The organism is Belnapia sp. F-4-1 (assembly GCF_000802185.1).
Taxonomy (GTDB): Bacteria; Pseudomonadota; Alphaproteobacteria; order Acetobacterales; family Acetobacteraceae; genus Belnapia.
In genome coordinates this window covers 3,130,318-3,155,947 of sequence record NZ_KN676113.1, presented here as the reverse complement: position 1 = coordinate 3,155,947, position 25,630 = coordinate 3,130,318, and the positions used below count along the sequence as shown (strand labels likewise).

Below are 25,630 nucleotides of genomic sequence, written 5' to 3'. Positions count from 1 at the left end.
TGCCGATGATGGAGATCACCGGTTCCGCTGGCCAGGCGCCGGGGGCGCTGCCCCCGCCTTACGCCGGCGGCCAGGTGGCAAGGGGCGGGTCGCTCGGGCTGCTCGGGACCAGGGGCGTACTGGACGTCCCTTTCAGCACGACCAACTTCACCTCGCAGCTGATCGAGGACCAGCAGGCGCGCACCGCGGCCGACACGCTGGTCAATGATTCCTCGGTGCGCACGACCACCGGCAGCAACGGCTTCGACGATACCTTCCAGATCCGTGGCTTCCCGGTTCAGGCCCAGGATGTCGGGCTGAACGGGCTGTATGGCTTGGTTTCCTCCAATCGCGTGCAGGCTCAGCTCATCGAGCGGATCGAGCTGCTGCGGGGGCCTGGCGCGCTCATCAACGGCATCGCGCCTGGCGGCAGCATCGGCGGGGGCATCAACATCATCAGCAAGCGGGCCGGGGACCTGCCCCTGACCCGGCTGACGACGACCTATGTCGGCAGCGCCAATTTCGGCCTCCATGCCGACGTCGCACGCCGCTACGGGCGGAGCGGCGAGTGGGGCATCCGCTTCAACGGCCTGTACCGCGACGGCGAGGCCTCGATCGACCGCGGCAACCTCCGCAGCGGCTTCGGCGCGCTGGGGCTGGACTACCGGGGCGAGCGCCTGCGCTGGTCGCTCGACGGCATCTTCCAGCGCGACGACACCCGGAATTTCCGGCCGCAGGTCACCCTGCTGCCCACCATCGCCACCATCCCCTCCCCGCCCGATGCGCGCAGCAACTGGTATCCGGGGACGCGGCTCTCGCAGCAGGATGCGACGGTCGCAACGCGCCTCGAATACGACGTGACGGACTGGCTGACCGCCTATGCCGCCGTGGGCTACCGCGACGGCTGGAACGAGCAGACCTTCCCCGATTCCCGCCCGGGCGGCGTGGACGCCCTCGGCAATTTCCGGGTCACCAACGCTTTCTACGACAGCTATTCGAGGACTGTCAGCGGCACCGCCGGCGCCAACATACGGTTCAACCTGCTGGGCGTGGGCCACACGCTCAACCTCGCCTATACCGGCTTCCAACAGGAAACCGGCAACGCCTACGTCACCTCGGGCATCGGCTTCCCGTCCAGCATCTACAACCCGGCGCGGCTTCCCGGCATCACGGCGGCGCGGACCGACCCCCGGCGGGCTTCCGACACGACGCTCAACAGCTTCGCCGTGGCCGACACCCTGTCCTTCGCCAATGACCGCGTGTTGCTGACCCTCGGCGTGCGGCAGCAGGATGTCCGGGTGATCGGCTACAGCACGACCACGGGCGGGCGGACGAGCAGCTACGACGCCAGCGCGACCACGCCGCTGGCGGGACTGGTCATCAAGCCGCGGGAAAACATCTCCCTCTACGCGAACTACGCCGAAGGGCTGACGCGCGGCGACATCGTCGGAGCGGGTTATTCCAATGTCGGCGCGGTGCTGGCCCCGTTCAAGTCGCAGCAGGTCGAGGCCGGGGTGCGGGTGGACTGGGGCGGCGTGACGACGACCGCCTCCGTCTTTCAGATCACGCGGCCGAGCGCCATCCGGACGGCCTCGAACGAGCTCGCCTATGACGGCGAGCAGCGCAACCGGGGGCTGGAGCTCTCGGCCTATGGCGAGATCGTGCCTGGGCTGCGCGCCCTCGCCAGCGCCACCTTCATCAAGCCAGAGCTCACCAACCCCACCATCGCCTCCGAGCGCGGCAACGACGCGCCCGGGGTGCCGGACACGACCGTCTCGGCCGCGCTGGACTGGGACGTGCCCTGGGTGCCCGGCCTCGCCCTCAACGGGCGGGTGATCTATACCTCTGGCTCCTACCTCACCACCGCCAACGCGCTGCGCTTCGACGGCTGGACGCGCACCGATATCGGCGCGCGCTACCGCACCGAGATCGCCAGGAAGCCGGTCGTGTTCCGCGCCAGCCTCGAGAACGCCCTCGACGAGAACTACTGGCTCACCACCGGCAACTTCGTGACCGTCGGCTCGCCACGCACCTTCGTCTTCTCGGCGTCCTTCGACTTCTAGGACGGGGTCCGTGAACCAGCGCGACCGGAAACCGATCCGGCAGACGACCGTGCGGCCTGCCTCCCAGGGCAGGCCGCGGTGGCGCCTCGGTGGAAAGGCTCCAGGCCCCTTGCGCCGCCACCCCCAACCGTGCTTTACGCCCCGCTTCCCTGCCGCCGCGGAGGCATCGCGCGCGGCTATGCCCATTTGCGCGCCCGGCATCCTGCCTGTCGCCTCGGGCTGAGACAGCCAGAGGGGTTCCACATGCCGTTATATGAAAGCGTGTTCATCGCACGCAACGACGTCACCCAGCAGCAGGTCGAGGCGATCGCGGAGCTGGTCGCCGGCATCGTCGCCGAGCAGGGCGGCGAGGTGAAGAAGCGCGAATACTGGGGCCTGCGCGGCCTCGCCTACCGCATCAAGAAGAACCGCAAGGGGCATTACATGCTCCTCGGCATCGACACGGCCCCGGCCGCGATGCAGGAGGCCGAGCGCCAGCTCGGGCTGAACGAGGACGTGCTCCGTGTCATGACGCTGCGCGTCGAGGCGATCGACGAGGCGCCCTCGGCCATCCTTTCCCGCCGAGGCGAGGAGCGCGAGCGTGACCGCGGCTTCCGCGGCCCCCGCCCGCCGGGGCGCTTCAGCAGCGGCCGCCGCGAGCGCGGCGACGAGCGCGAGGAATTCCGTGCCCGCCCGCGGGACGAAATGGCCGATCCCTCCATGGGCGGCGAGGAGTAAGCCATGTCCGACGAGATCCCCGCTTCCGACATGACGCCGGCGGCGCGCCGCCCGGCCGTCGGCGCTCGCCGGCCCTTCTACCGGCGCCGCAAGTCCTGCCCCTTCTCCGGCCCGAACGCGCCGAAGATCGACTACAAGGACGTCCGCCTGCTGAGCCGCTTCCTTTCCGAGCGCGGCAAGATCGTCCCCAGCCGCATCACCGCGGTTTCGGCGAAGAAGCAGCGCGAGCTGGCCAATGCCATCAAGCGGGCGCGCTTCCTCGCCCTGTTGCCCTACGTCATCAACGACTGAGGGCGGGACCCGAGGTAGTGAGGCTTGGCGGCGGTGACGGCATCAGCACCACTCGGCCGGCCCCGTGAGGGCCTGATGGCGGCGGCGGCCGCGGCACTGGCCGCGACCGTCTGCGCCATGTGGGCCTTTCGCGGCTTGCCCGGCGGCACGGTGCTGTTCTGGCTGACGTCGTTTCCGCTCTTCGCGGCGGGGCTCGGCTTCGGCCTCGGCAGCGTCGTGATGGGCACAGTTCTGGCGGCGGTGCTGCTGGCGCTGGTCGGCGGCAGCGTGCCACTGCTGGTCTTCCTGCTGCTCTTCGGCCTGCCGGTGCCGCTGCTGCTGGCGGCGGCGCTGCGCAGTGGCGGGCCCGGCCTGCCGCTCGCCCTGCTCGGGTTGTGGCCGGTCTCCGTGCTGCTCGGCGCCGCGCTCTTCCTCGCCGATGACGGCGGAGTGGAGCCGGCGATGCGGCGTGCGGTGGAGATCGCCCTCGCCCGGCTCGGCCTGCCGGCACAGGAGATGCTGGTCGCCGAGCTGGTGCGGGTGAAGGCGGCGGCGATCGGCTTCTGGGCCGGTATCGCCCTGCTGGCCAATGCGGCGGGGGCGGAGCGCTTCCTCGCCCGGCGCGGGCTGCTGCCGATTCCGCGCATGCCGTGGAGCGCAGTGCGGCTGCCGGGGTGGTACCTGCCGCTGCCGGCCATCGCCGCGGGCTTCTTCCTGGCGGCGCCGGAGGATGGGGATGCGGTCGCGCTCTCCGCCCTGCTGCTGCTGCTGGTGCCGTTCTTCCTCCAGGGTTGTGCCGGCGTGCATGCGCGGCTGCGCGGCCGGCGGGGTGCCACGGCGATGCTGGCGGGCTTCTACCTGCTGATGCTGCTTTTCCTGCAAATCATGGGCCCCGGCCTCGTCGGCCTCGGCCTCTACGACCAAATCCGGCGGCGCCCGGCGCCGCGCAACAGCTGACGAGAGAGTTTTCCCCATGATCGACATCATCCTGATGCAGCGCGTCGAGAAGCTCGGCCAGATGGGCGAGGTGGTGAAGGTGAAGCCGGGCTACGCCCGCAACTTCCTCCTGCCCCTCGGCAAGGCGATCCGCGCCAACAAGGCCAATCTCGAGAAGTTCGAGTCGCAGCGCGCCCAGCTCGAGGCACAGAACCTGAAGCGCCGCGAGGAGGCCGAGCGCGTGGCCGAGCGGATGGACGGCCTCACCGTCACCATCATCCGTCAGGCGGGCGAGAGCGGCGGCCTCTATGGCAGCGTCTCGGCGCGCGACATCGCCGATCTCTGCAAGGAGGGTGGCCTCACCGTCTCGCGCAGCCAGGTGCTGCTGGAGCAGCCGATCAAGACGCTGGGGCTCACCAAGGTGCGCGTCGAGCTGCACCCGGAGGTGCATATCCCGGTGACGGTCAACGTCGCCCGCAGCCAGGAGGAGGCCGAGCGCCAGGCCCGTGGCGAGGAGATCGTCCGCGAGGAGGAGCCGAGCCTCGAGGACGAGCTGCGCGCCGAGATCGGCGCGGCGATGGACGACCGGTAAATCCCCGCTTCATATTCCCTACGACAACGCTGCGCGTTGCCGCGGCCCCCCCGATTTAAGGGCGCCTGGTGAGCAACGTCGAGGCATCCTTCCGTGGCGAAGCCACGGAAGGCGCAGACCGGAAGGGAGCCGCAAGGCTCCCTTTTTTCGTTATGAGCGGGGGAAGTCGTAGAGGCGGGCGGGGTTGTCGACGAGGACGCGCTGGCGCTGGCCCGCATCCGGCACCCAGGTGGTGAGCAGGTCGAAGAGGATGGCGTCGTCGGGCTTGTTGTCGGGCTTCTCGGTCGGGTGGGGCCAGTCGCTGCCCCAGACCATCTTGTCCGGCGCGATCTGGGCAAAGGCGCGGGCGACGGCGCTGCTATCGGCATAGGCAGGCGGGCCGGACTTGGTGTCGGCATAGGCGCCGGAGAGTTTCATCCAGACATTCCCCTTCTCCAGCAGCGACTTCATGAAGGCGAAGGCGGGATCGCCGGTGCCGGCGGGCTGCGGGACATGGGCGAGATGGTCGAAGACCAGCGTGGCATCGATGCGCTGGAACAGATCCCGCTGGACCATGATGACCGAGGCCGGCGCATTGATCTGGATGTGCCAGCCCATCGGTTTGATGCGGCGGGCGAGCGGCTCCATCATCTCGGGCGTCGTCGCGCCGGCCTGGGCGAGGTTGAAGCGGGTGCCGCGGATGCCGGCGGCGTGGAGGCGCTGCAATTCGGCGTCCTCGACCTTGTCGTTGACCACGGCGACACCGCGGAAGTTGAGGCCGAGCGCGGCCATCCCCTCCAGCGTCGGGCTGTTGTTCGTGCCGTAGAGCGAGGGCTGGACGACGACGCCGCGCGTCGTGCCGATGCGGCGCTGGAGCGCGTGGTAGTCGTCGGGCGAGGCGTTGGGCGCGGGCAGGCCGCCGGGCGCCGGCGGGTACTTGTCGTTGTAGATGTGGAAGTGGCAGTCCGTCGCGTTGGGCGGGGCCTGGAGCTTGGGCTTCTCCGTGCCGACCGAGAATGGGACGGACTGCGCAAGGGCGGGCGTGGCGAGCAGCCCGGCGCCGGCGGCCAGCAAGGTGCGGCGCGTCGCGGTGTGTTGGGTCATGGCATTCCTCCCGCGGCCTCTGCGGGCCGCGAGGGGAGGCTAGGCCGGCATCCGCACAAGGAAAAGGGCGCAGCCCCTGCGGACCGCGCCCTCCTTCCCTACCCGGACTGTGCGATGGGCGGCTTACGCCGCCTTCGCCATGCCGCGCAGCACGTAGTGCAGGATGCCGCCGTTCTTGTAGTACTCGACCTCGTCCGCGGTATCGATGCGGCTGAGGACCTTGGTGCGGGTCTCGGTGCCGTCGGCGCGGCGGATGACCAGCTCCAGCAACTGGCGCGGCGAGAGCTGCTCGAGGCCGAGGATGTCGATCACCTCGTCGCCCTGGATGCCGAGCGACTTGCGGTCCTCGCCATTCATGAAGACCAGCGGCAGGACGCCCATGCCGACGAGGTTCGAGCGGTGGATGCGCTCGAAGCTTTCGGCGATGACGGCCTTCACGCCGAGCAGGAAGGTGCCCTTCGCCGCCCAGTCGCGCGACGAGCCGGTGCCGTATTCCTTGCCGCCGAACACCACCAGCGGCACGCCCTCGGCCTTGTACTTCATCGCCGTGTTGTAGATCGGCGCGACCTCGCCCGAGGGGTAGTGCTTGCTGACGCCGCCCTCGGTGCCGGGGACCATCTCGTTCTTGATGCGGATGTTGGCGAAAGTGCCCCGCATCATGACTTCATGGTTGCCGCGGCGGGCGCCGTAGCTGTTGAAGTCGTCCTGCCGCACCTGGTGCTCCAGCAGGTACTCGCCGGCCGGGCTCGACTTCCGGATGTTGCCGGCGGGCGAGATGTGGTCGGTGGTGATGCTGTCCGCCAGCTCGGCCAGGACGCGGGCGCCGTGGACCGAGGTCACCGGCTTGATGTCGGCCGACATGCCTTCGAAATAGGGCGGGTTCTGCACGTAGGTGGAGCCGCTGTTCCAGCGATAGGTGTCGCTGTCCGCATCGACGCGGATGGCCTGCCACTGCTCCGGGCCCTTGAAGACGTCGCCGTAGCGCCCCTGGAACATCTCGCGCGTCACGCAGGCATGGACGGTGTCGTTCACCTCCTTCTGCGTCGGCCAGATATCCTTCAGGTAGACGGGCTGGCCATCGCTGCCGGTGCCGATCGGCTCCTTGGTGATGTCCTTAGTGATGGTGCCGGCCAGCGCATAGGCGACGACGAGCGGCGGCGAGGCCAGGTAGTTGGCGCGCACATTGGCATGCACGCGGCCCTCGAAGTTGCGGTTGCCCGAGAGCACCGAGGCGGCGACCAGCTTGTTGTTCTCGATGGCGTCCACGATCGGGTCCGGCAGCGGGCCGGAGTTGCCGATGCAGGTGGTGCAGCCATAGCCGACGGTCTGGAAGCCGATGGCATCCAGATCGGCCTGCAGGCCGGACTTCTCGAAATACTCGGTGACCACCTGGCTGCCGGGGGCGAGCGAGGTCTTCACCCAGGGCTTCGGGGCGAGGCCCTTCTCGCGCGCCTTGCGGGCAACGAGGCCGGCGGCGACCATCACATAGGGGTTCGAAGTGTTGGTGCAGCTGGTGATCGCGGCGATGACGACATCGCCATGGCCGAGATCGTAATTGGCGCCCTCGACGGGGACGCGCTTGGTCGCCTCGTCACCGGGCACGCCCATGGTGCCGGCGGCGAGGTCCTTGGCGAAGCTGGTCGCGGCGTTGGACAGCGCCACGCGGTCCTGCGGCCGCTTCGGGCCGGCGAGCGAGGGCTCGACCGTCCCCATGTCGAGCTCGAGCGTGTCGGTGAAGACCGGGTCGGGCGTGGAGCTGTCGCGCCACATGCCCTGGGCCTTGGCATAGGCCTCGACCAGCTTGATGCGGTGCTCCTCGCGGCCGGACAGGCGGAGATAGCCGATGGTGACGCTATCGACCGGGAAGAAGCCGCAGGTGGCGCCGTATTCGGGGGCCATGTTGCCGATGGTCGCGCGGTCGGCGAGCGGGAGGTCGTCGAGGCCCGGGCCGAAGAACTCGACGAACTTGCCGACGACGCCCTTCTTGCGGAGCATCTGCGTGACGGTCAGCACGAGGTCGGTCGCGGTGACGCCCTCGCGCAGCCTGCCGGTCAGCTTGAAGCCGATGACATCCGGGATGAGCATGGCGATCGGCTGGCCGAGCATCGCGGCCTCCGCCTCGATGCCGCCGACGCCCCAGCCGAGCACGCCGAGGCCGTTGACCATCGTCGTGTGGCTGTCCGTGCCGTAGCAGCTATCGGGGTAGACATAGGTGTCGCCGATGTCCTGCGCGGTCCAGGCGACCTGGGCGAGGTATTCGAGGTTCACCTGGTGGCAGATGCCGGTGCCGGGCGGGACGACGCGGAAATTGTCGAAGGCGGCCTGGCCCCAGCGGAGGAACTCGTAGCGCTCGCCGTTGCGCTGGAACTCGATGTCGACGTTGCGCTGCAGGGCTTGCGGCGTGCCGGAGACATCGACCATGACCGAGTGGTCGATGACGAGGTCGACGGGGACGAGCGGGTTCACCTTCCGTGGGTCGCCGCCCAGGGCGATGATCCCATCACGCATGGCCGCCAGATCGACGACTGCGGGGACGCCGGTGAAATCCTGCATCAGGATGCGGGAGGGGCGAAACGGCACCTCCTTGTCGGAATGGCCGGCGGGGAGCCAGCCGGCGATCGACTTCGCGTCCTCCACCGTGTAGCTGCGGCCATCCTCGTAACGGAGGACGTTCTCAAGCAGCACCTTCAGGCTGTAGGGCAGGCGCGCGATGTCGCCGATCGTGCGGGCCGCCTCGGGCAGGCTGAAATAGTTGTAGGTCTTGCCGTCCACCTCAAGGGTGCGGCGGGTCTTCAGGCTGTCCTGCCCGATCATGCGCATGGTGCGGGGGCCCCTTTCTTGAACCGCATCGGCTATGCTGCGATGCGGGGCTGGCGGTTTTAACCACGCTGCCGCGGGCTGGTCCATGGGCCGTGCAATTGTCAAGGCCAGATGAGAGGGATTCGCAACTGGCCATGCTGCAAGCGGAAAACCTGGCCTGCCGGCGAGGTGAAAGAGTCGTCTTCGCCGGGCTTTCCTTCAAGGTGGAGGCGGGAGCGGCAGTCTTGCTGACGGGTGCGAACGGCGCCGGGAAATCGACCCTGCTGCGGCTGCTGGCCGGGCTGCTCGCGCCCGAGGAGGGACGGCTGCTGTGGGAGGGGGCGGATGCCTTCGCCGATCGGGCGGCGCATGCGGGACGGCTGCGGTATTTGTCGCATGCGGATGCGCTGAAGCCGGCGCTGACGGCGCGGGAGAATCTGGGTTTCTTTGCCCGGCTCTGGGGCGGGGATGCGGGGGCGGCGCTCGATCAGCTTGGGTTGGGGCCGCTGGCTGAGCTACCGGCGCGGGTGCTGTCCTCGGGGCAGAAAAGGCGGCTGGCCCTCGCCCGGCTGGCCCTTGCCCCGGCGGCAATCTGGCTGCTGGACGAGCCGACGGTGGGGCTGGATGCGGCGTCCGTGGAGCGACTCGGCGGGCTGCTGGCGCGGCATCGCGCGGCGGGCGGGATGGTGCTGGCGGCGACGCATCTGCCGCTGCCGCTGCCGAGCGCCCGGGAGCTGCGGCTGTGAGGGGGTTCGGGGCGCTGCTCGGGCGGGAGATGCGACTGGCCATTCGGCATCCGGCGGATTCGCTGGCGGCGGTGCTGTTCTTCGTGCTCGTCGCGGCGCTGTTCCCCTTCGGCATCGGGCCGGCGCCGGAAGCCCTGGCGCGGCTGGCGCCGGGGGCCTTGCTGGCCGCTGGCCTGCTCGCGGCGCTGCTGCCGCTCGACCGGCTGTTCGGGGCGGATGCGGAGGATGGGACGCTCGACCAACTTTTGCTGTCGGGGATGGGGGCGGCGGTTGTCGCCCTGGCCAAGGCGCTGGCGCATTGGCTGGTGACGGGGCTGCCGCTGCTGGTGGCGACGCCGGTCGCGGGCGCCATGCTCAACCTGGCGACGGAGGCTTGGCCGGCGGCGATGGCGGCGCTCGGGCTGGCGACTGCCTTCCTGTCGCTGCTGGGGACGGCGGGGGCGGCGCTGACGCTGGGGGCGCGGCGGGGGGGCGTGCTGCTGCCGCTGCTGGTGCTGCCGCTGGCGATCCCGGCCGTCATCTTCGGCGCGGCGGGGATCGAGGCGGCGGCGGCGGGGCTGGAGGCGCGGCCCTATCTGCTTCTGCTGGGCGCGCTGGTGGCGGCGGCGCTGCCGCTGGCGCCGCTGGCGGCGGGGGCGGCGCTCCGGGTGGAGTAGCGGGGACGGCGGGGCCGCCTATGTCATCCGGGCCATGAGGGAGTTTCCGCCATGCTCGGCCGCCTGCTTTCCGCCGCCTCGGGGCTGCTGCTCGGGGCCTGTTCGGTCGTCGGCGTGAGGTCGGGGACGGAGGAGCCGCGCTTCGCCGTGGTGGAGCGGGTAGGCGAGGTGGAAATCCGCGACTATGCGCCGCGGGTCGCGGCCGAGACGCTGGTCGAGGCCGGCAGCGAGGAGGCGGCACGGCGGGAGGGGTTCCGGCGGCTGGCCGGCTATATCTTCGGCGGCAACCGGGGGCGGGTGCGGATCGCCATGACGGCGCCCGTGGCGCAGGACTCGGTGCGAATCGCCATGACGGCCCCGGTCGGACAAGCGGCGGCGCCGGGGGGATGGGTGATCCGGTTCTTCCTGCCGGCGGAGATCGCCAGCGCCGAGGCGGCGCCGGTGCCGGAGGATGGGCACGTCGCCATCGTCACCATTCCCGGCGAGCGGGTGGCGGTGCTGCGTTACGCGGGCGTGCCGGGAGCCGAGGCCGCCGCCGCGGCGCGAGTGCGGCTGCTGGCGGCGCTCGCCGTGGGGCCGTGGCGGGCGGAGGGGGAAGCCTTCGACTGGTTCTACGATCCGCCCTGGACCTTGCCGCCGCTGCGGCGGAACGAGGCGGTGGTGCGGGTTAGCCGCCAGACGGAGGGGTAGCGAGGCCGATCGCCACGCGCTCCAGCACGGCGAGGCAGGCGGCGAGGTCGTCCTCCGGGATGCCGGCGAGGATCTCGGCGCGGACGATGGTCGCGGCGGCCTCGATGCGCTGGATGAGCGGCAGGGCGCGCTCGGTCAGGTGCAGGGTCTTGGCGCGGCGGTCCTGGGCGGAGCTGCGGCGCTCCACCAGCCCCTCCCCTTCCAGCCAGTCGAGGGTGCGGACCAGGGTCGGGCCCTCGATCAACAGGCGGTTGGCCAGTTCCTTCTGGGTAATGCCGTCGCCGCTGCGGGAAAGGGTGAGCAGGGCGAGCCAGCGCGCCTCGGTCAGGCCGAAATCGGCGATGCGTGCGTCCAGCCGCCCGCGCCATCGCCGCGCGATCTGCGCGATGCTCATGCCGAGGCGCCACTGGGTATGGGCAAGCGTCGAGCCGTCCCGCATCGGCGCAGGCTAGACCGGAGCGGGATAGCTAGGAAGCTAGATGTTTGACCTGCCTGGGCGCCGGCAGGCGCGCGGGCCCGCGTCAGCGGCGCCTCCACCGCGACATGCAGCAGCCAGGCGACGGGGATGGCGATCGCAAGGGACAGGAGGGCGAGGGCCATACCTGCCCGGCGGTACCGGCCGGCATCGCCAGCGGCGCCGCCAAGGCCAGGCCGAGGCTGTGTAAGAGGTAGAAGGGGTAGCTGATCCGGCCGAGCGCGAGCAGCGCCGGGTGCAGCAGCCAGGCCAGCTGGCGATGCGCGACGGCGGCCACCACCAGCACGGCGCCGAGCGACTCGACGGCGCGGCCGGCGCCGCCACAGCCGAGGAGGCCGCCGAGCAGCAGGGCGGCGAGGCCGAGCCAGGGGATCGCGCCGAGCCGGAGTGGGCGGGGCATGTCGGCGATCAGGGCGCCGGCGAGGAAGATGGGGAAATAGACCGCCATCGGCAGCACCCCGCGCAGCAGCGGCAGCAGCAGGACCGACAGGGCGAAGGTGATGGCGAGGCCCCTGCCCTGCCCGCTCACCAGCTGGTGGACGAGGAAGAGGCCGAGCCTCGCCACCATCTCCACCTGCAGCGAACAGGCGGGGCCGTCCAGGTCATAGCGGGGCAGCAGCATGTTGCCGATCAGCCGCTCCGCCTCGGCCTCGGCGAGCAGGCCGAGCGAGAGGGCGTTCGCCATGGCGACGGGCAGTAGGCGGTAGAGGCGGGCCAGCACCCAGTCCGGCAGGCCGGTCAGCAAGCCGCCCGGGTGACGGGCGCAGGCGGATCAGAGCACATGGCCGCTGAGGGCGAAGAAGACCAGCACCGCGGCATCGGCCGGGAAGAGGGCATGGCCGAGGCGGGCGAGGATGGCGGGGGCGTCGGCGTCCGGGAGGTCGGCGAGGCGCAGCGTCCAGGCGCCATGGCCGGTGACGGCGAGGACGCAATGGCCGAGGGCGACGGCCAGCGCCGCCAGCCCGCGCAGGCTGTCGAGGGCGTGGTTCCGGCTCATCCCCGCCTATTGCAGGTAGCGGCTGCGGAGATGCGCCATGAAGTCGGCCGGGTCGAGCGGCTTGCCGGTGGCCGCCCGCAGCAGGTCTTGGAAGCCGAGGCGGGAGCCCTGGCCGTGGACATTCGCCCGGAGCCAGCCGAGCAGCGGGGCCATGTCGCCGGTGGCGAGCGACCCGTCGAGGTCCGGCAGGGCGCGGCGGGCGGCACCCATCAGCTGGGCGGCGGCCATGGCGCCGAGGGTATAGCTCGGGAAATAGCCGAAGGCGCCGTCATGCCAGTGGATGTCCTGCAGGCAGCCATGGGCGTCGTCGGGCGGGGCGAGGCCGAGCAGGCGGGTGAAGCCCTCGGCCCAGGCGCCGGGGAGGTCGGCGACGGCGAGCTCGCCGCCGATCAGCGCGCGCTCCAGGCGGAAGCGAAGGATGACATGGGCGGGGTAGGTCAGCTCATCGGCATCGACGCGGATGAAGCCGCGGGAGACGCGCCGCCAAAGGCGGGCGAGGTTGGCCGTCGCATAGGGGGCCGGGTCGCCGCCGAAGGCCCCGTGCAACTCGCCGCCGAGGAAGGCGAGGAAGGCATCGGAGCGGCAGGCCTGCATCTCCATCAGCAGGCTCTGCGACTCGTGGGCGGCCATGCCGGCGGCCTCGCCGACCGGCTGGCGGGCCCAGGCGGCGGGGAGGCCGGCCTCGTAGAGGGCGTGGCCGGTCTCGTGGATGACGCCCATCAACGCCTTCCCGACCTCCGCCTCGCTGTAGAAGGTGGTGATGCGGATGTCGGTCGGCGTGCCGCCGCAGAAGGGGTGGAGGCTCTCGTCCAGCCGCGCATGGTCGTAGTCGAGGCCGAGGCGGGTGGAGATCGACCCGCAGAGGCGGCGCTGGATCTCCACCGGGAAGGGGCCGGGCAGCGGCTGCGGCGTGCCGCGGGCGGCCTGCAGGGCCTCGGCACGCGGCAGGGCTTCGGCGAGGAAGGACTCGTAGGCGGCGAAGACGGGCTCGACATCGGCGGCGGCGATGCCGGGCTGGAAGCCGTCCATCAGCGCGTCATAGGGGGAGAGGCCAAGGGCGTCAGAGAGGGCGGCGGCGGTCTCGCGCTGGAGGCGGACGACCTCCGCCAGATGGGGGCGGACCAGCGCGAAGTCGGACCGGGCCTTGGCGGTGCGCCAGACCTTCTCGCAGGCGGCGTTGGCGCGCTCGGCGGCCTCGACGAGGTCGGTCGGGAGGGCAGTGGCGCGGCGATGGGCGCGGCGCATCAGGGCAAGGTTGGCCTCCTCCCACTCGCCCTTGGCGGAGGCGGCAGCGAGGTCGTCGGCGACCTCGGGGGTGGTCAGCAGCTCGTGGCGAAGGCCGGCCAGCGTCGCCAGCTGCTCGCCGCGCGCCGCGCCGCCGCCTGGGGGCATCATCGCGCTGGCATCCCAGTGCAGCATGGCGCTGGCCTCGCCAAGCGTCGCGATGCGGGCGAAGCGGGTGGCGAGGCGGCCATAGGCGGCGTGGCTCATGCGGCGTGCTCCCGGCGGCTGCGGAGGAGGAAGGAGGCCACGACCCCGACCAGGGCGGCGGCAAGGCCGTACCAAGTGATGGCATAGCCGAGATGCGGGTTGTCCGGCCGCGGCAGGCTGCGGGCGGCGGCGGGGAGCGCCATGGGGCCCGTACCCTGTGCGGCGAGGGCGACGAGGCCGAAGGGGGCGGGCGGCGGCAGGCCGAGGGCGGCGCCGATCACGTCCGGGTCGAAGACGTAGAAGCGGCGGGCGGCCAGGTCGTCGCGCGGCGAGTTCCAGTCGCGCGTATCGACCTGCCGCACATAGCCGGTGACGGCGACCTCGCCCTCGGGCCGGTCGATGCCCTGGCCGCGCTCCATCGGCACCCAGCCGCGATCGACCAGCAACGGCGGGGCATCGGCGCGCAGCAGCGGGGTGACGAGGCGGGCGCCGAGGGTGGTGCCGCGCAGCTCGATGCCGAGCATCACCTCCCGCCCATGGTCGAAGCGACCAGTGGCGACGACCTTGCTGTAGGGCGACGGGGTGCCGGCGAGCGGCACCGGGGGGGCGGCCTCGGCAGCCGCGATGCGGCCGAGGATGTCGAGCTTCCAGTGCAGGCGCTGGACCTGCCAGGTGCCAAGGGCGATCAGCGCGGCCAGGACCGGCAGGCTGGCGAGGACGGGGAGGAGGAGGCGGCGCATCGCTCACCGATATGGGGCGGAAAGCGGTCTGCCAAAGAGAAAGGGCCGCCACCGCGTCTGCGATAGCGGCCCTGGCGGAAGAGGCCGGAGGCTCAGTGCTCGGCGATCTCGCCGGCGCCGAGGAAGTAGATGCAGACGAAGAGGAAGAGCCACACCACGTCCACGAAGTGCCAGTACCAGGCCGCCGCCTCGAAGCCGAAATGGCGCTGGGCGCTGAAGTGGCCCTTGATGGCGCGGACCAGGCAGACCGCCAGGAAGATGGTGCCGACCATCACATGGAAGCCGTGGAAGCCGGTCGCCAGGAAGAAGGTCGAGGGATAGATGCCGCCGGTGAACTTGAAGGGTGCCTCGGCATACTCGACCACCTGGAAGGCGGTGAAGGAGAGGCCGAGTGCGACGGTCAGGGCGAGGCCGGCGATCAGCGACTTCCGGTCGTTGTGAAGCAGCGCGTGATGGGCCCAGGTCACCGTGCAGCCGGAGAGCAGCAGGATCATCGTGTTCAGGAAGGGCAGGCCGAAGGGGTCGAAGGTGAGGATGCCCTTGGGCGGCCAGATCGCCTCCACCGCGCCGGAGACATGCTGCGGGTAAAGAGCGTAGTGGAAATAGGCCCAGAAGAACGCGACGAAGAACATCACCTCGGAGGCGATGAAGAGCATCATCCCGTAGCGCAGGCCGATGCGCACGACGGGCGTGTGCATGCCCGGGGTGCGGGACTCGCGGATGACGTCGCGCCACCAGAAGAACATGGTCGCCAGCACGCTGGCGACGCCGAGGTAGAGCATCCAATGGATGCCGTAATGCGCCAGTAGCACGATGCCGAGCACCAGGGCGCCGCCCGCGAAGGCGCCGGCCAGCGGCCAGGGCGAGGGATCGACCAGGTGGTAGGGGTGCTTGTGAAGCGGCGCGGGTTCCGCGGTCGCCGTCATATCGGTGGAACTGGCCATTGCGCGTCCTGATCTCTGCGGGAGGAGGCCCGCCGGTCGGGGCGCATCAATCCCCAAAAACCGGCCGTTATCAAGCCCTGAGGCGGCTACTCGGTGGTCGTGCGGGCCGGGCCCACATGCGGGCCGGCATTGGCCAGCGCGCCGGTGCGGGCGGCATCGTCGAGGCTGCGGAAGAAGGTATAGTTGATGGTGATGGTGCGGATGCCGCGCGTGTTCGGGTCATCGGCGATGGCCGGATCGATCCAGAAGGTGAGCGGCATGTCGACGCGCTGGCCCGCCTCCAGCGTCTGCTCGTTGAAGCAGAAGCAGGCGGTCTTGTGGAAATACTTGCCCACTACCTCGGGCGTCACGTTGTAGGTGGCGACGCCGGTGACGGGGCGGTCGGCGAGGTTCTCGGCCCGGTAGAAGCCCATTCCTTCCTCCCCGAGGCGAAGCGAGACATTCGGCGCCTCCGGGGTGAAGCGCCAGGGCAGGCCGGGATGGGTATTGGCGTTGAAGCGGACGGTCACCGCACCGGCATTGGCGGCGGCGCCGGGCGCAGCGGGACCACCGGTCTGTACGGTGCCGTTATAGCCGGTCGCCCGGCAGAACATGTCGTAGAGCGGCACGGAGGCGAAGGCGAGGCCGACCATGCAGGCGACGCCGCCGCCGACCACGAGGCCAAGGCGGCGGTTGCGGCGGCGGAGGGTCTCGGCGGGCGTCATTGGATTAACCTCTCAACACGCGGGCGGTGCTGATGGCGAAGAACAGCACCACGAGCAGGACCAGCACGCCGAGCACCGCCCAGTTCTTCTGGCGGCGCCGGCGGTCGAAATCGAGGCGCTGCTCGGGTGTCATCACCCGAGCACGGCCTTGTCGGCGGCAAGCGCCACGAAGAGCAGAGCAAGGTAGAGCAGCGAGTAGCGGAAGGCCTTCTTGGCCGGGCGGTCGCCGGTGAGGCTGCGGCCGGCCTCATCCTGCTCGTCGCGCCAGACGGCGATGGCGTGGCGGAGGAACTCCGCGCCGAGCAGGACGGCGGCGGCGGCGTAGAGCCAGCCGGCGAAGCCGAGCAGCGTCGGCAGCAGCGTCAGCGGCAGCAGGAGCAGGGTATAGACGAGGACCTGCTTCCGCGTCTCGCGCGCGCCATGGGTGACGGGGAGCATCGGCACGCCGACCTTCTCGTAATCGGCATGGGCGAAGAGACTGAGCGCCCAGAAATGCGGCGGCGTCCAGAAGAAGATGATGGCAAAGAGGATCATCGGCGCCAGCGTCACGTCGCCGGTGACGGCGGCCCAGCCGATCACCGGCGGGAAGGCGCCGGCGGCGCCGCCGATGACGATGTTCTGCGAGGTCCGCCGCTTCAGCCAGGCGGTGTAGACGAAGACGTAGAAAGCGATGGAAAGCGCCAGCACGCCGGCCGCGACCCAATTCGTCGCCAGGCCCATAATGAGGACGGAGGCAACGGCGAGGCCGACGCCGTAGGAGAGCGCCGCCCCGGGCTCGATCCGCCCGGCGGGGATGGGCCGGTTCTGGGTGCGGCGCATGACCGCATCGATGTCGCGGTCGTACCACATGTTGATGGCGCCCGAGGCGCCGGCGCCGAGCGCGATGCAGAGCACGGCGGCGATGGCGAGCGTCGGGTGCAGGTGGCCCGGGGCGACGAGCAGGCCGCAGATGCCGGTGAGGACCACCAGCGAGATGACGCGCGGCTTGAGGAGGGTGACCCAGTCCTTGACCTCGGACAGGTCCTGCGGCGGTGCGGCTGCGGTGACGTCGCTCATGGGGGCGATGTAGGCCCTCCCCATGAAAAACGCCACACCCCGGCCTACGGGATGTGGCGCTTTCTCGGTGACCTGACGCAGGCTTAACGGACCTGCGGCAGCTCCTCGAAGGTATGGAAGGGCGGCGGGCTGCTGACCTGCCACTCGAGGGTGGTCGCCCCCTCGCCCCAGTAGTTGTCGGCCAGATGCTCCTTCGAGGCGAAGGTCTTCCAGCAGACATAGAAGAAGACGAACATCGAGGCGGTGGAGATGTAGGCCCCGGCCGAGGAGACCAGGTTCCAGCCCCAAAAGGCGTCAGGATAGTCCGGATAGCGGCGCGGCATGCCCTGGGCACCCAGGAAGTGCTGCGGGAAGAAGACCAGGTTGGCGCCGATGAAGAGCATCCAGAAATGCACCTTGCCCCAGAACTCGGGGTAGGGCTTTCCGCTCATCTTGCCGATCCAGTAATAGAAGCCGGCGAAGATCGAGAAGACGGCGCCGAGCGACAGCACGTAGTGGAAGTGCGCCACGACGTAGTAGGTGTTGTGCAGGATGACGTCGACGCTGGCATTGGCCAGCTTCACGCCGGTCACGCCGCCGACCGTGAAGAGGAAGATGAAGCCGATGGCGAAGAGCATCGGCGTCCTCAGGTCGAGCGAGCCGCCCCACATGGTGGCGATCCAGGAGAAGATCTTGATGCCCGTCGGCACGGCGATGACCATGGTCGCAGCCATGAAGTAGGCCCGCGTGTCCACGTCGATGCCCGAAGTGAACATGTGGTGCGCCCAGACCACGAAGCCGACCACGCCGATCGCCGTCATCGCGTAGGCCATCCCGAGATAGCCGAAGACGGGCTTGCGGCTGAAGGTCGAGATGACGTGGCTGACGATGCCGAAGCCCGGCAGGATCATGATGTAGACTTCGGGGTGGCCGAAGAACCAGAACAGGTGCTGGAACAGCACCGGGTCGCCGCCGCCCTCAGGCTTGAAGAAGGCCGTGCCGAAGTTGCGGTCGGTGATCAGCATGGTGATGGCGCCCGCCAGCACCGGCACCGCCAGCAGCAGCAGGAAGGCGGTGATCAGCATCGACCAGACGAACAGCGGCATCTTGTGCAGGGTCATGCCCGGCGCGCGCATGTTGAAGATGGTCGTGATGAAGTTGGCCGCGCCCATGATGGAGCTGGCGCCCGCGAGGTGCAGGGCGAAGAGGGCGAGGTCCATCGCCGGGCCCGGGTGGTAGGCGCTGTCCGAGAGCGGGGTGTAGATCGTCCAGCCCGCGCCCGCGCCCTCGCCGATGAACAGGCTGGCGCCGAGCAGCAGGAAGGCCGGGACCAGCAGCCAAAAGCTGATGTTGTTCATCCGCGGGAAGGCCATGTCCGGCGCGCCGATCATCAGCGGGACGAACCAGTTGCCGAATCCGCCGATCAGCGCCGGCATGACCACGAAGAACACCATGATGAGGCCATGGGCGCTCACCACCGTGTTCCAGGACTGGCCGCTGCCGAAGAACTGCAGGCCGGGCTGCTGCAGCTCCATCCGCATCAGCATCGACAGGGCGACGCCGATCACCGAGGCGAAGATCGAGAAGATGAGGTAGAGGGTGCCGATATCTTTGTGGTTGGTGCTGAACAGCCAGCGCGCGACGAAGCCGGGGGCGTGGTCGTGGTGGCCGTCGTGATGTGCGTCTGTGGCGTGCGCCATGGGTCCGCCTCTGGATGAAAAGGGTGGCCGGTTACCGGCTCAGCTCGGCAATGCGGGTGCTGGCCTGGGCCGGCGTGCCGTCATTCGCCGCGTATTTCTTCTTGGCCTCCTCGACCCAGGCCTGGAACTCGGCCTGCGGCACGGCGCGGACCATGATCGGCATGAACCAGTGGTTGGTCCCGCAGATCTGGTTGCACTGGCCGTAATAGACGCCCGGCTGGTCGGCCCGGAACCAGGTCTCCAGCGTCCGGCCCGGAATCGTGTACTTCTGCACGCCGAGCGAGGGGACGAAGAAGCTGTGGATCACGTCCTGGCCCGTCGTCAGCACCCGGATATTGGCGCCGACGGGGATGACCAGCGGCTCGTCCACCGCGAGGTTGCGGGGCTGGTCCGGCTTCAGGTCCTCATCCGGGATCGGGCGGCTGTCGAAGGCGAAGTCGCCGTTGTCCGGGTAGGCATAGTGCCAGTACCACTGCCGGCCCTGGACGTTGATCGTCAGGTCCGCGTCGCGCGCCCGGTCTTCGTAATAGATCAGCCGGAAGGAGGGGATGGCGATGATCAGCAGGATCAGCACCGGCACGACCGTCCAGGCGATCTCGAGGACGGTGTTGTGGCTGGTGCGGGACGGATTCGGGTTCACCGAGGCGCGGAAGCGCCAGATGCAGTAGCCCAGCAGCGCCATGACGAAGATGGTGATGGCGATGATGATCCACAGCACCAGGGTGTTGAAGTCGTGGATCGCCTCCTTCACCGGGCCGCCGGCCGGCTGCAGGCCGAGGCCCCAGGGGATCGGGGCGCCGAGGGACGAATGCGTTTCGCCCACCGTGCCGCCGGAGCTGCGATTATCCTGCGCCAGGGCCGTCCCCATCGCGCCACCCAGGGCGAGCAGGCCGGCCAGCGCCAGCCTCGATGCCCACCCGAACCCCTGACCAATCACCCGCTGCATTCCGTGTCCCGCCCGCCGCGCGCGGTGCGCGCACCGCCTGAGAAAGGTCCTGCCGTCCGGGCTTGCCGGCCGACGCGCCGCCGCGCCCTGGGGGCGCTGAGGCGACGCGGCCGGACCATAGTCGCCCAGCACCGCACCGCACAAGTGAGGGCCGGCGCGCGAAGCGCAAGTCCGGCCGGGAGAGGGCAATTCAGGGGGCGGCTTCGGCCTCGGCATCGACCTCGGCGACATGGTCCACCATGTCGGACAGCATGGAGCGGATATGCTCGTCCATCACCGCGTAGAAGACCTGGCGGCCGCGGCGGTCGGCCTGGAGCAGCCGGGCGGCGCGCAGCAGGCGCAGGTGGTGCGACACAAGGGAGGCGGAGATGCCCAGGCGCTCCGCCATCTCGCCCACCGCCGCCGGGGCATCGAGGCAGGCGAGGATGATCTTCAGCCGCGTCGGGTCGCTCATCAGGCGGAACATTTCCGCCAATTCGACAACCTGGTCGTCACCGATCCGCATTCGTGCGCGCATCTGCCCCTACCCCTGCCCCATGCCTTGACAGGAAAGCATCGCGAGCGCAACTAGACCATAATGAATAAACCACTGAAAAACAAGGAACCTTTCAACAGTTGAAGACCTGTTCAGCCATCCGCCGGGGAATGGCCGCATGCTGAGGCCGCCGCCCTCCGACCTCAGCCTGGCCGAGATGCATGCCAGCGTCCGCATCCCCCATGCCGCGGGCTGGCTGCGCCGGCTCGGCGCCTTCGTGGGGCCCGGCTACCTCATCGCCGTCGGCTACATGGACCCGGGCAACTGGGCGACGGCGCTCGCCGGCGGCTCGGCCTTCGGCTACACGCTGCTCGCGGTGGCGCTCGCCTCCTCGCTGATGGCGATGCTGCTGCAGGCGCTCTGCGCCCGGATCGGCATCGCCACGGGTCGGGACCTGGCGCAGCTTTGCCGGGACCGCTTCCCCCGGCCGGTGAACCTGGTGCTCTGGGCGCTGGCGGAGGTGGCGATCTGCGCCACCGACCTCGCCGAGCTGATCGGCACGGCGATTGCCCTCAACCTGCTCTTCGGCATCCCCCTGCTGGCCGGCGTGGTGCTGACGGCGCTCGATGCGCTGCTGATCCTCTGGCTCCAGCACCGCGGCGTGCGCTGGCTGGAGGCGCTGGTGGCGGGGCTGATGATGCTCGTCTTCGGCTGCTTCGCGGTGCAGATGGTGCTCGCCCAGCCGGACTGGGCGGCGGTCTTCGCCGGCTACGTGCCGAGCGCCTCGATCCTGACGAACGAGAACCAGCTCTACATCGCCATCGGCATCCTCGGGGCGACGGTGATGCCGCACAACCTCTACCTCCATACGGCCGTGGTGCAGTCGCGGGCCTATGGCGAGGGGGTGGAAGACCGGCGCGAGGCGATCCGCTTCGCCACCATCGACAGCTCGGTGGCGCTGACGCTGGCCCTGTTCGTCAACTCGGCGATCCTCATCACCGCGGCGGCGGTCTTTCATGCCGGCGGGCAGACCGAGGTGGCGGAGATCCAGGAGGCCTATGAGCTGCTGGCGCCGATGGTCGGCACGGCGATGGCCGCCACCCTCTTCGCCGTGGCATTGCTGGCCTGCGGGCTGAACGCGACCGTCACCGCGACGCTGGCCGGGCAGGTGGTGATGGAGGGGTTCCTCGGCTTACGGCTTTCGCCGGTGGTGCGGCGGCTGGTGACGCGGCTGATCGCCATCGTCCCGGCGGTGATCGTGACCTGGCTCTATGGCGAGAGTGGAACGGCGGAGCTGCTGGTCTTCTCCCAGGTGGTGCTCTGCCTGCAACTGCCCTTCGCCGTGGTGCCGCTGATGCTCTTCGCCGGGGACCGGGAGCGGCTCGGGGCGCAGGCGGCGCCGCGCTGGCAGGTGGTGCTGGGCTGGGCCTGCACGGTGGTGATCGTGGCGATGAATCTGAAGCTGCTCTGGGACTTCATGGCCTAGGCTCGGGCCATGCGCTGGCTCGGACTCGGCCTCCTTCTCCTTCTTGCCGCCGGGCCCGCCCAGGCGCAGGACGACGCCTGGACGGCCTGCCGCCGCGCCATCGCCACTGCCGAGCGGGGCTCGGGGCTGCCACCAGGACTGCTGCTGGCGATCGCGCTGGTCGAGACCGGGCGGGGCGATCCCCGCTCGGGCCGCTTCGAGCCCTGGCCGTGGAGCTGGAATGCCGGGGGCGAGGGCCATGCCGAGCCGACGCGGGAGGCGGCCTTGGCCGCGGTGGCGGGCCTGCTGGCGAGGGGGCAGCGCTCGGTCGATATCGGCTGCATGCAGGTGAACCTGCTCTACCATCCGGAGGCCTTTCCCGGCGTGGCGGAGGGCTTCGATCCGGCGACCAATGTGCGCTACGCAGTGCGCTTCCTGCTGGAGCTGCGGGGGCGCACGGGGAACTGGGCGGATGCCATCGCGCAATACCATTCCGGTGATCCGGAGCGCGGGGCGGGCTACCAGCGGCGGGTGGTGCTGGCGCGGCTCGGGGCGGCCTGGGCCAGGGGCGGCAGCGTCCCCCTCCCCGCCCGGAGCCTGGCCGGGCTCTGCGCGCCGGGGCGGCAGCCGGCGCTCGTCATCCGGCGGGGCGGCGGCGGGGTGCGGCCGCGGGTGAGCTGCGGCGGGCGCTGACCGGCGCCGGGCTCAGGGCGAGGCGAATTGCGCGTCGTGCAGCGAGCGGTAGGCGCCCCGGCCGGCGAGCAGCTCGGCATGGGTGCCCTGCTCGGCGATGCCCGTCTCGGTCACCACCAGGATGCGGTCGGCCCCCCGGATGGTCGCCAGGCGATGGGCGATGACGAAAGTTGTCCGTCCCTCCGCCAGCTCGGCGAGCGAGGCCTGGATGGCGCGTTCCGTCTCCGTGTCGAGGGCGCTCGTCGCCTCGTCGAGGATCAGCACGGGCGGGTTGCGCAGGAAGACGCGGGCGATGGCGAGGCGCTGCTTCTGCCCGCCGGAGAGCCGCACGCCGCGCTCGCCGACCGGGGTGTCGAGCCCCTGCGGCAGTTCGGCGACCAGCCCGTCAAGCCTCGCGCGACGCGCCGCCTCGGCGATCGCTGCATCGGTGGCGCCGAGGCTGCCATAGGCGATGTTCTCGCGGATGGTCCCGGCGAAGAGGAAGACATCCTGCTGCACGATGCCGATCTGGCCGCGCAGGCTGGCGAGCGTGATGTCGCGGATGTCGATGCCGTCGATGGTGATGCGCCCGCTCCAGGGCTCGTAGAAGCGCGGCAGCAGGGCGCAGAGCGTGGTCTTGCCGGCGCCTGAGGGCCCGACCAGCGCGACGGTGGTGCCTGGCGCGACGTCGAGGTCGATGTTGCGCAGCACCGGCCGGCCCGGCGCGTAGCCGAAACTCACCCCCTCGTAGCGGATGGCGCCGCGGAGGCCAGGGGCCGGGCGGGCGCCGGGGCGGTCGGCGATCTCGGCTGGCTGCGCCATCAGCTCCAGGTAGCTGCGGAAGCCAGCGATGCCCTTTGGATAGGTCTCGATCACCGCGTTGATCTTTTCGAGCGGCCGGTAGAAGACGCCAACCAGCAGCAGGAAGGCAACGAAGTCGCCGACCGAGAGTGCGCCACGGGTGATCAGCACCGCGCCGGCCAGCATGACGGCGAGTTGGACCAGGCGCATGCCGAGGTAGTTGAGCGTCTGGCTCGCCGCCATGATGCGGTAGGCGTCGAGCTTGGTCTGCCGGTAGCGGTCGTTGTCGGCGGCGAACAGGGCGCGCTCATGCGCTTCGTTGGCAAAGGCCTTGACCACGCGGATGCCGCCGACGGCCTCCTCGATCCGGGCGTTAAAGGCGCCGACCCGGCCGAACTGCGCCTGCCAATTCTGCGTCATCCGCCCGCCATAGCGCGCGACGACGAAGCCCACGGCGGGGACGATCAGCGCCGTCAGCAGGGCGAGCGTCGGGCTGACCCAGATCATGAGGGCGAAGGCGCCGAGGAAGGTCAGCAGCGCGATCAGCAGGTCCTCCGGACCGTGATGCGCGACCTCACCGATATCCTCGAGGTTCTTGGTGAGCTGGCCGACCAGGTGCCCGGTCTTTCCCTCGTCGAAGAAACGGTGCGAGAGGCCGAGCAGGTGGTCGAAGGCGCGGCGGCGCAGCTCCGTCTCGATGGCGATGCCGAGCACATGGCCCCAGTAGGTGACGATCGCCATCAGCGCGGCGTTCGCCGCATAGACCGAGAGAAGCGCCAGCACGGCCAGCAGGATCAGCTGCATGTCGCCGACCGGGAGCAACCGGTCGATGAAGGCGCGCACGGCGATGGGGAAGCCGAGTTCCAGCATCCCCGACAGCGCCGCGCAGCCGAAGTCGAGCGCCACCAGCCGGAGATGCGGCCGGTAGCAGGCGAGGAACTGGCGAAGCACGGGCGAGCCTCAGCCCTGGTTGGGCACGCGCACCAGGGTGAAGAGGCCGAAGGGCGGGCAGGACTCGATCTCGGCGGCCTGGCGCGGGTCGTCCAGCAGGTCGGTCAGGGCGAAGTCGGGATGCCAGCCGAGCACGCGGGAGAGCGGCGCGAGCGTCCGCTCGGCCCACCAGCGGAGGCCGCCCTCGGCGGCGAAGTGGTTGACGAAGAGCAGCTCACCGCCGGGCCGCACCACGCGGCGCATCTCGCGGAACAGGCGGCGCGCATCCGGCACCACGGTCGCGGTGAACATGGCGACGGCGATGTCGAAGCTGCCATCCTCGAAGGCCATGGATTCGGCGTCCATCTCGAGCAGGCCGGTGACGTTGCCGAGCCGTTCCTTCGCCACGCGGTCGCGGGCGCGGCGCAGCATGTCGCTCGAGAGGTCGATGCCGACGACCTGCTTGCGCCGCTCGTAGAGCGGCAGGGCGAGGCCGGTGCCGACGCCCACCTCCAGCACGCGGTCGCCCGGCAGGCGGTTGGCGGCGGCGACGGCGCGGCGGCGGCCGGCGCCGGAGACGCCGCCGAAGACCTCGTCATAGACGCCGGCCCAGCGGCGATAGGCGTCCCGTACCGCGCCGGCGTCCAACGCCGCCCGCGGATGCGGGTCGCGGTCGATCTGCTTGCGGTGGGGCTGTTCCAGCCTGGCGTGAGAAATGACCCGGCTCTCCTCGGTCGTGGCCCATGCGCTAGACCAAGCGGGGCTATGACGCAAGCCGGGGCGGGGGCCAAGGTTCCCGAAGAAACCGCTGTTGATCGGTCAGGCTGGCTTCCGGTCCGGCAGGGCGACGAGGATGCCGCCCAGGGCGATGACCAGGCCGCCGAGCAGGGTCCAGCCATCCGGCCAGTCGCCGAAGACGAGGATGCCGGAGAGGCTGGCCCAGAGCAGCTGGGTATAGGAGAGCGGCGCCAGCAGGCTGACCGGGGCGCGGGCATAGGCCAGCACCAGCAGCCCGTGGCCGAGCGCGCCGAACAGGCCGAGCAGCACCAGCAGCGGCCAGTCGAGGGCGGGTGGCCAGGTCCAGAAGAAGGGCTGGACCAGCGTCGTCACCACGCAGCCGGCGAAGCCGGTATGCAGGATGGTGGTGCGCGGGTCGTCGATCGAGGCCAGCTTGCGCGTCAGGATCTGGTAGACGGCGAACATGCAGGCGGTGCCGAGCGGCAGGACGGCGGCCCAATGCGGCGGTTCGGCGCCGGTGAGGAAGGGCGGCCGCAGCGCCACCATCACCCCGGCGAGGCCGATGGCGACGCCGGCCCAGCGGCGCGGACTCACCCGCTCGCGCAGCCAGACGGCGGCCAGCGCCACGGTCAGCAAGGGCGAGGCGAAGCCGATGGCGGTCGCATCGGCGAGCGGCAGGTAGGGCAGCGCCGAGGAGAACATCAGGTTGGCCCCGGCCAGCATCAGGCTGCGCCAAGCCTGGAGCCAGGGGGCGCGGGAGCGCCAGGGCAGCCGCCCCATGGTCAGGCGGAAGAGCAGGGCGACGGCGATGAGGCTGAAGAGGAAGCGGGCCCACATCAGCTGCGGCACGGCGTAGAAGGCGGTCAGCACCTTCAGCAGCGTGTCCATGCAGACGAAGACGGCGAGCGCCGCGACCTGCAGGAGAAGCCCGGCGAGCCAGCCGCTCATCGGCCGGCGGGTAGGATGAACATTTCGTCAGGATCGCCCTGGTGCCGCCCGCTGGCAACCCACCGGAACCCTGCCGCGGCTCTGCCGTGACAGGGATG

At 70.3% G+C, this 25,630-nt stretch carries 27 protein-coding genes; 10 read left to right on the top strand and 17 right to left on the bottom strand.

Translation table 11 applies throughout. The features are described 5' to 3' along the window. Positions 1-5: 5 nt before the first annotated feature. The 5 genes from LH62_RS14795 to rplI all read left to right on the top strand — a co-directional run bounded on the left by LH62_RS14795 (position 6) and on the right by rplI (position 4,557). Positions 6-2,042: a TonB-dependent siderophore receptor gene (locus tag LH62_RS14795; RefSeq protein ID WP_043362486.1), complete on the top strand. Its 2,037-nt coding sequence runs from the start codon at positions 6-8 to the stop codon at positions 2,040-2,042. Positions 2,043-2,285: 243 nt separating this feature from the next. Then, positions 2,286-2,759 carry a 30S ribosomal protein S6 gene (gene rpsF, locus LH62_RS14790; protein WP_043362483.1) on the top strand — a complete coding sequence of 158 codons (474 nt, stop codon included), beginning with the start codon at positions 2,286-2,288 and terminating at the stop codon, positions 2,757-2,759. A 3-nt stretch (positions 2,760-2,762) separates the two neighbouring features. Then, entirely contained in the window at positions 2,763-3,050 is a 288-nt protein-coding gene (gene rpsR / locus LH62_RS14785; protein ID WP_043362479.1) for a 30S ribosomal protein S18, read from the top strand. Positions 3,051-3,125: 75 nt separating this feature from the next. Further along, positions 3,126-3,986: a DUF2232 domain-containing protein gene (locus LH62_RS14780; RefSeq protein ID WP_043362477.1), complete on the top strand. Its 861-nt coding sequence runs from the start codon at positions 3,126-3,128 to the stop codon at positions 3,984-3,986. A gap of 16 nt (positions 3,987-4,002) precedes the next feature. Then, on the top strand, positions 4,003-4,557 hold the full coding sequence (gene rplI, locus LH62_RS14775) for a 50S ribosomal protein L9 (RefSeq protein ID WP_043362475.1): 555 nt from the start codon (positions 4,003-4,005) through the stop codon (positions 4,555-4,557). 150 nt (positions 4,558-4,707) lie between these two features. Here rplI and LH62_RS14770 read toward each other — a convergent pair whose 3' ends face one another. Further along, entirely contained in the window at positions 4,708-5,640 is a 933-nt protein-coding gene (locus LH62_RS14770) for an amidohydrolase family protein (protein ID WP_043362471.1), read from the bottom strand. A 123-nt stretch (positions 5,641-5,763) separates the two neighbouring features. Next, positions 5,764-8,460 carry an aconitate hydratase AcnA gene (gene acnA / locus LH62_RS14765; protein WP_043362469.1) on the bottom strand — a complete coding sequence of 899 codons (2,697 nt, stop codon included), beginning with the start codon at positions 8,458-8,460 and terminating at the stop codon, positions 5,764-5,766. 134 nt (positions 8,461-8,594) lie between these two features. On the opposite strand from acnA, the gene ccmA reads away from it, so the two are divergent. Genes ccmA through LH62_RS14750 form a run of 3 tightly spaced genes read left to right on the top strand, consistent with a single transcriptional unit; the run spans position 8,595 to position 10,531 of the window. Continuing rightward, positions 8,595-9,185: a heme ABC exporter ATP-binding protein CcmA gene (gene ccmA, locus LH62_RS14760; protein ID WP_043362467.1), complete on the top strand. Its 591-nt coding sequence runs from the start codon at positions 8,595-8,597 to the stop codon at positions 9,183-9,185. After that, entirely contained in the window at positions 9,182-9,841 is a 660-nt protein-coding gene (ccmB, locus tag LH62_RS14755) for a heme exporter protein CcmB (protein WP_043362464.1), read from the top strand. The genes ccmA and ccmB overlap by 4 nt, the downstream gene beginning before the upstream one ends. 51 nt (positions 9,842-9,892) lie before the next feature. Then, a complete protein-coding gene (locus tag LH62_RS14750) occupies positions 9,893-10,531 on the top strand; it encodes a heme-binding protein (protein WP_052214507.1) in 639 nt (212 codons plus the stop codon). On the opposite strand, the gene LH62_RS14745 is transcribed toward LH62_RS14750, so the two are convergent. The 12 genes from LH62_RS14745 to LH62_RS14695 form a co-directional block, all read right to left on the bottom strand. Beyond that, positions 10,509-10,970, bottom strand: a complete 462-nt coding sequence (locus tag LH62_RS14745; RefSeq protein ID WP_043362462.1) for a MarR family transcriptional regulator — start codon at positions 10,968-10,970, stop codon at positions 10,509-10,511. The two genes, LH62_RS14750 and LH62_RS14745, sit on opposite strands and share 23 nt — an antisense overlap. An 82-nt stretch (positions 10,971-11,052) precedes the next feature. Further along, positions 11,053-11,751, bottom strand: coding sequence for a hypothetical protein (locus LH62_RS14740; RefSeq protein ID WP_043362460.1), 699 nt, complete (start codon positions 11,749-11,751; stop codon positions 11,053-11,055). Positions 11,752-11,778: 27 nt separating this feature from the next. After that, on the bottom strand, positions 11,779-12,003 hold the full coding sequence (locus LH62_RS14735) for a hypothetical protein (RefSeq protein WP_043362457.1): 225 nt from the start codon (positions 12,001-12,003) through the stop codon (positions 11,779-11,781). Positions 12,004-12,009: 6 nt separating this feature from the next. Further along, positions 12,010-13,494, bottom strand: coding sequence for a carboxypeptidase M32 (locus LH62_RS14730; protein ID WP_043362455.1), 1,485 nt, complete (start codon positions 13,492-13,494; stop codon positions 12,010-12,012). Further along, a complete protein-coding gene (locus LH62_RS14725; RefSeq protein ID WP_043362453.1) occupies positions 13,491-14,174 on the bottom strand; it encodes an SURF1 family protein in 684 nt (227 codons plus the stop codon). The genes LH62_RS14730 and LH62_RS14725 overlap by 4 nt, the downstream gene beginning before the upstream one ends. 92 nt (positions 14,175-14,266) lie before the next feature. Beyond that, the gene (locus tag LH62_RS14720) at positions 14,267-15,118 is read right to left on the bottom strand and encodes a cytochrome c oxidase subunit 3 (protein WP_082012583.1); all 852 of its coding nucleotides are present in this window, start codon (positions 15,116-15,118) and stop codon (positions 14,267-14,269) included. A gap of 86 nt (positions 15,119-15,204) precedes the next feature. Beyond that, on the bottom strand, positions 15,205-15,822 hold the full coding sequence (locus tag LH62_RS14715) for a cytochrome c oxidase assembly protein (RefSeq protein WP_043362451.1): 618 nt from the start codon (positions 15,820-15,822) through the stop codon (positions 15,205-15,207). Between the two features lie 4 nt (positions 15,823-15,826). Then, positions 15,827-15,955, bottom strand: coding sequence for a hypothetical protein (locus tag LH62_RS32385; RefSeq protein ID WP_255359994.1), 129 nt, complete (start codon positions 15,953-15,955; stop codon positions 15,827-15,829). Continuing rightward, positions 15,955-16,878, bottom strand: a complete 924-nt coding sequence (locus LH62_RS14710) for a heme o synthase (protein WP_043362447.1) — start codon at positions 16,876-16,878, stop codon at positions 15,955-15,957. The genes LH62_RS32385 and LH62_RS14710 overlap by 1 nt, the downstream gene beginning before the upstream one ends. 83 nt (positions 16,879-16,961) lie before the next feature. Then, complete coding sequence (ctaD, locus tag LH62_RS14705; protein WP_043362445.1) at positions 16,962-18,557, bottom strand: cytochrome c oxidase subunit I; 1,596 nt, start codon at positions 18,555-18,557, stop codon at positions 16,962-16,964. A 31-nt stretch (positions 18,558-18,588) separates the two neighbouring features. After that, positions 18,589-19,503, bottom strand: a complete 915-nt coding sequence (gene coxB / locus LH62_RS14700; RefSeq protein WP_043362441.1) for a cytochrome c oxidase subunit II — start codon at positions 19,501-19,503, stop codon at positions 18,589-18,591. 190 nt (positions 19,504-19,693) lie between these two features. Further along, complete coding sequence (locus LH62_RS14695; protein WP_043362438.1) at positions 19,694-20,020, bottom strand: metalloregulator ArsR/SmtB family transcription factor; 327 nt, start codon at positions 20,018-20,020, stop codon at positions 19,694-19,696. A gap of 136 nt (positions 20,021-20,156) precedes the next feature. Between LH62_RS14695 and LH62_RS14690 the strand changes: the two genes are divergently transcribed. Both LH62_RS14690 and LH62_RS32025 read left to right on the top strand, forming a co-directional pair. Next, the gene (locus tag LH62_RS14690; RefSeq protein ID WP_043362435.1) at positions 20,157-21,464 is read left to right on the top strand and encodes an Nramp family divalent metal transporter; all 1,308 of its coding nucleotides are present in this window, start codon (positions 20,157-20,159) and stop codon (positions 21,462-21,464) included. A 9-nt stretch (positions 21,465-21,473) separates the two neighbouring features. Beyond that, positions 21,474-22,136, top strand: coding sequence for a lytic transglycosylase domain-containing protein (locus LH62_RS32025; protein WP_052214504.1), 663 nt, complete (start codon positions 21,474-21,476; stop codon positions 22,134-22,136). A 12-nt stretch (positions 22,137-22,148) separates the two neighbouring features. On the opposite strand, the gene LH62_RS14680 is transcribed toward LH62_RS32025, so the two are convergent. The 3 genes from LH62_RS14680 to LH62_RS14670 all read right to left on the bottom strand — a co-directional run bounded on the left by LH62_RS14680 (position 22,149) and on the right by LH62_RS14670 (position 25,532). Beyond that, positions 22,149-23,867 (bottom strand): ABC transporter ATP-binding protein, encoded by a 1,719-nt coding sequence (locus LH62_RS14680; protein ID WP_043362434.1) that lies wholly within the window; start codon positions 23,865-23,867, stop codon positions 22,149-22,151. A 9-nt stretch (positions 23,868-23,876) separates the two neighbouring features. Then, a complete protein-coding gene (locus LH62_RS14675; RefSeq protein WP_369796825.1) occupies positions 23,877-24,563 on the bottom strand; it encodes a class I SAM-dependent methyltransferase in 687 nt (228 codons plus the stop codon). A gap of 102 nt (positions 24,564-24,665) precedes the next feature. Then, positions 24,666-25,532 (bottom strand): DMT family transporter, encoded by an 867-nt coding sequence (locus LH62_RS14670; RefSeq protein ID WP_043362432.1) that lies wholly within the window; start codon positions 25,530-25,532, stop codon positions 24,666-24,668. Positions 25,533-25,630 lie beyond the last annotated feature (98 nt).

Bases quoted from the DNA above. Each gene is read 5' to 3' on its own strand.
- LH62_RS14795 (WP_043362486.1), top strand. From the start codon at position 6: ATGATGGAGATCACCGGTTCCGCTGGCCAGGCGCCGGGGGCGCTGCCC.
- rpsF (WP_043362483.1), top strand. From the start codon at position 2,286: ATGCCGTTATATGAAAGCGTGTTCATCGCACGCAACGACGTCACCCAG.
- rpsR (WP_043362479.1), top strand. From the start codon at position 2,763: ATGTCCGACGAGATCCCCGCTTCCGACATGACGCCGGCGGCGCGCCGC.
- LH62_RS14780 (WP_043362477.1), top strand. From the start codon at position 3,126: ATGGCGGCGGCGGCCGCGGCACTGGCCGCGACCGTCTGCGCCATGTGG.
- rplI (WP_043362475.1), top strand. From the start codon at position 4,003: ATGATCGACATCATCCTGATGCAGCGCGTCGAGAAGCTCGGCCAGATG.
- LH62_RS14770 (WP_043362471.1), bottom strand. From the start codon at position 5,640: ATGACCCAACACACCGCGACGCGCCGCACCTTGCTGGCCGCCGGCGCC.
- acnA (WP_043362469.1), bottom strand. From the start codon at position 8,460: ATGCGCATGATCGGGCAGGACAGCCTGAAGACCCGCCGCACCCTTGAG.
- ccmA (WP_043362467.1), top strand. From the start codon at position 8,595: ATGCTGCAAGCGGAAAACCTGGCCTGCCGGCGAGGTGAAAGAGTCGTC.
- LH62_RS14750 (WP_052214507.1), top strand. From the start codon at position 9,893: ATGCTCGGCCGCCTGCTTTCCGCCGCCTCGGGGCTGCTGCTCGGGGCC.
- LH62_RS14745 (WP_043362462.1), bottom strand. From the start codon at position 10,970: ATGCGGGACGGCTCGACGCTTGCCCATACCCAGTGGCGCCTCGGCATG.
- LH62_RS14735 (WP_043362457.1), bottom strand. From the start codon at position 12,003: ATGAGCCGGAACCACGCCCTCGACAGCCTGCGCGGGCTGGCGGCGCTG.
- LH62_RS14730 (WP_043362455.1), bottom strand. From the start codon at position 13,494: ATGAGCCACGCCGCCTATGGCCGCCTCGCCACCCGCTTCGCCCGCATC.
- LH62_RS14725 (WP_043362453.1), bottom strand. From the start codon at position 14,174: ATGCGCCGCCTCCTCCTCCCCGTCCTCGCCAGCCTGCCGGTCCTGGCC.
- LH62_RS14720 (WP_082012583.1), bottom strand. From the start codon at position 15,118: ATGGCCAGTTCCACCGATATGACGGCGACCGCGGAACCCGCGCCGCTT.
- LH62_RS14715 (WP_043362451.1), bottom strand. From the start codon at position 15,822: ATGACGCCCGCCGAGACCCTCCGCCGCCGCAACCGCCGCCTTGGCCTC.
- LH62_RS32385 (WP_255359994.1), bottom strand. From the start codon at position 15,955: ATGACACCCGAGCAGCGCCTCGATTTCGACCGCCGGCGCCGCCAGAAG.
- LH62_RS14710 (WP_043362447.1), bottom strand. From the start codon at position 16,878: ATGAGCGACGTCACCGCAGCCGCACCGCCGCAGGACCTGTCCGAGGTC.
- ctaD (WP_043362445.1), bottom strand. From the start codon at position 18,557: ATGGCGCACGCCACAGACGCACATCACGACGGCCACCACGACCACGCC.
- coxB (WP_043362441.1), bottom strand. From the start codon at position 19,503: ATGCAGCGGGTGATTGGTCAGGGGTTCGGGTGGGCATCGAGGCTGGCG.
- LH62_RS14695 (WP_043362438.1), bottom strand. From the start codon at position 20,020: ATGCGCGCACGAATGCGGATCGGTGACGACCAGGTTGTCGAATTGGCG.
- LH62_RS14690 (WP_043362435.1), top strand. From the start codon at position 20,157: ATGCTGAGGCCGCCGCCCTCCGACCTCAGCCTGGCCGAGATGCATGCC.
- LH62_RS32025 (WP_052214504.1), top strand. From the start codon at position 21,474: ATGCGCTGGCTCGGACTCGGCCTCCTTCTCCTTCTTGCCGCCGGGCCC.
- LH62_RS14670 (WP_043362432.1), bottom strand. From the start codon at position 25,532: ATGAGCGGCTGGCTCGCCGGGCTTCTCCTGCAGGTCGCGGCGCTCGCC.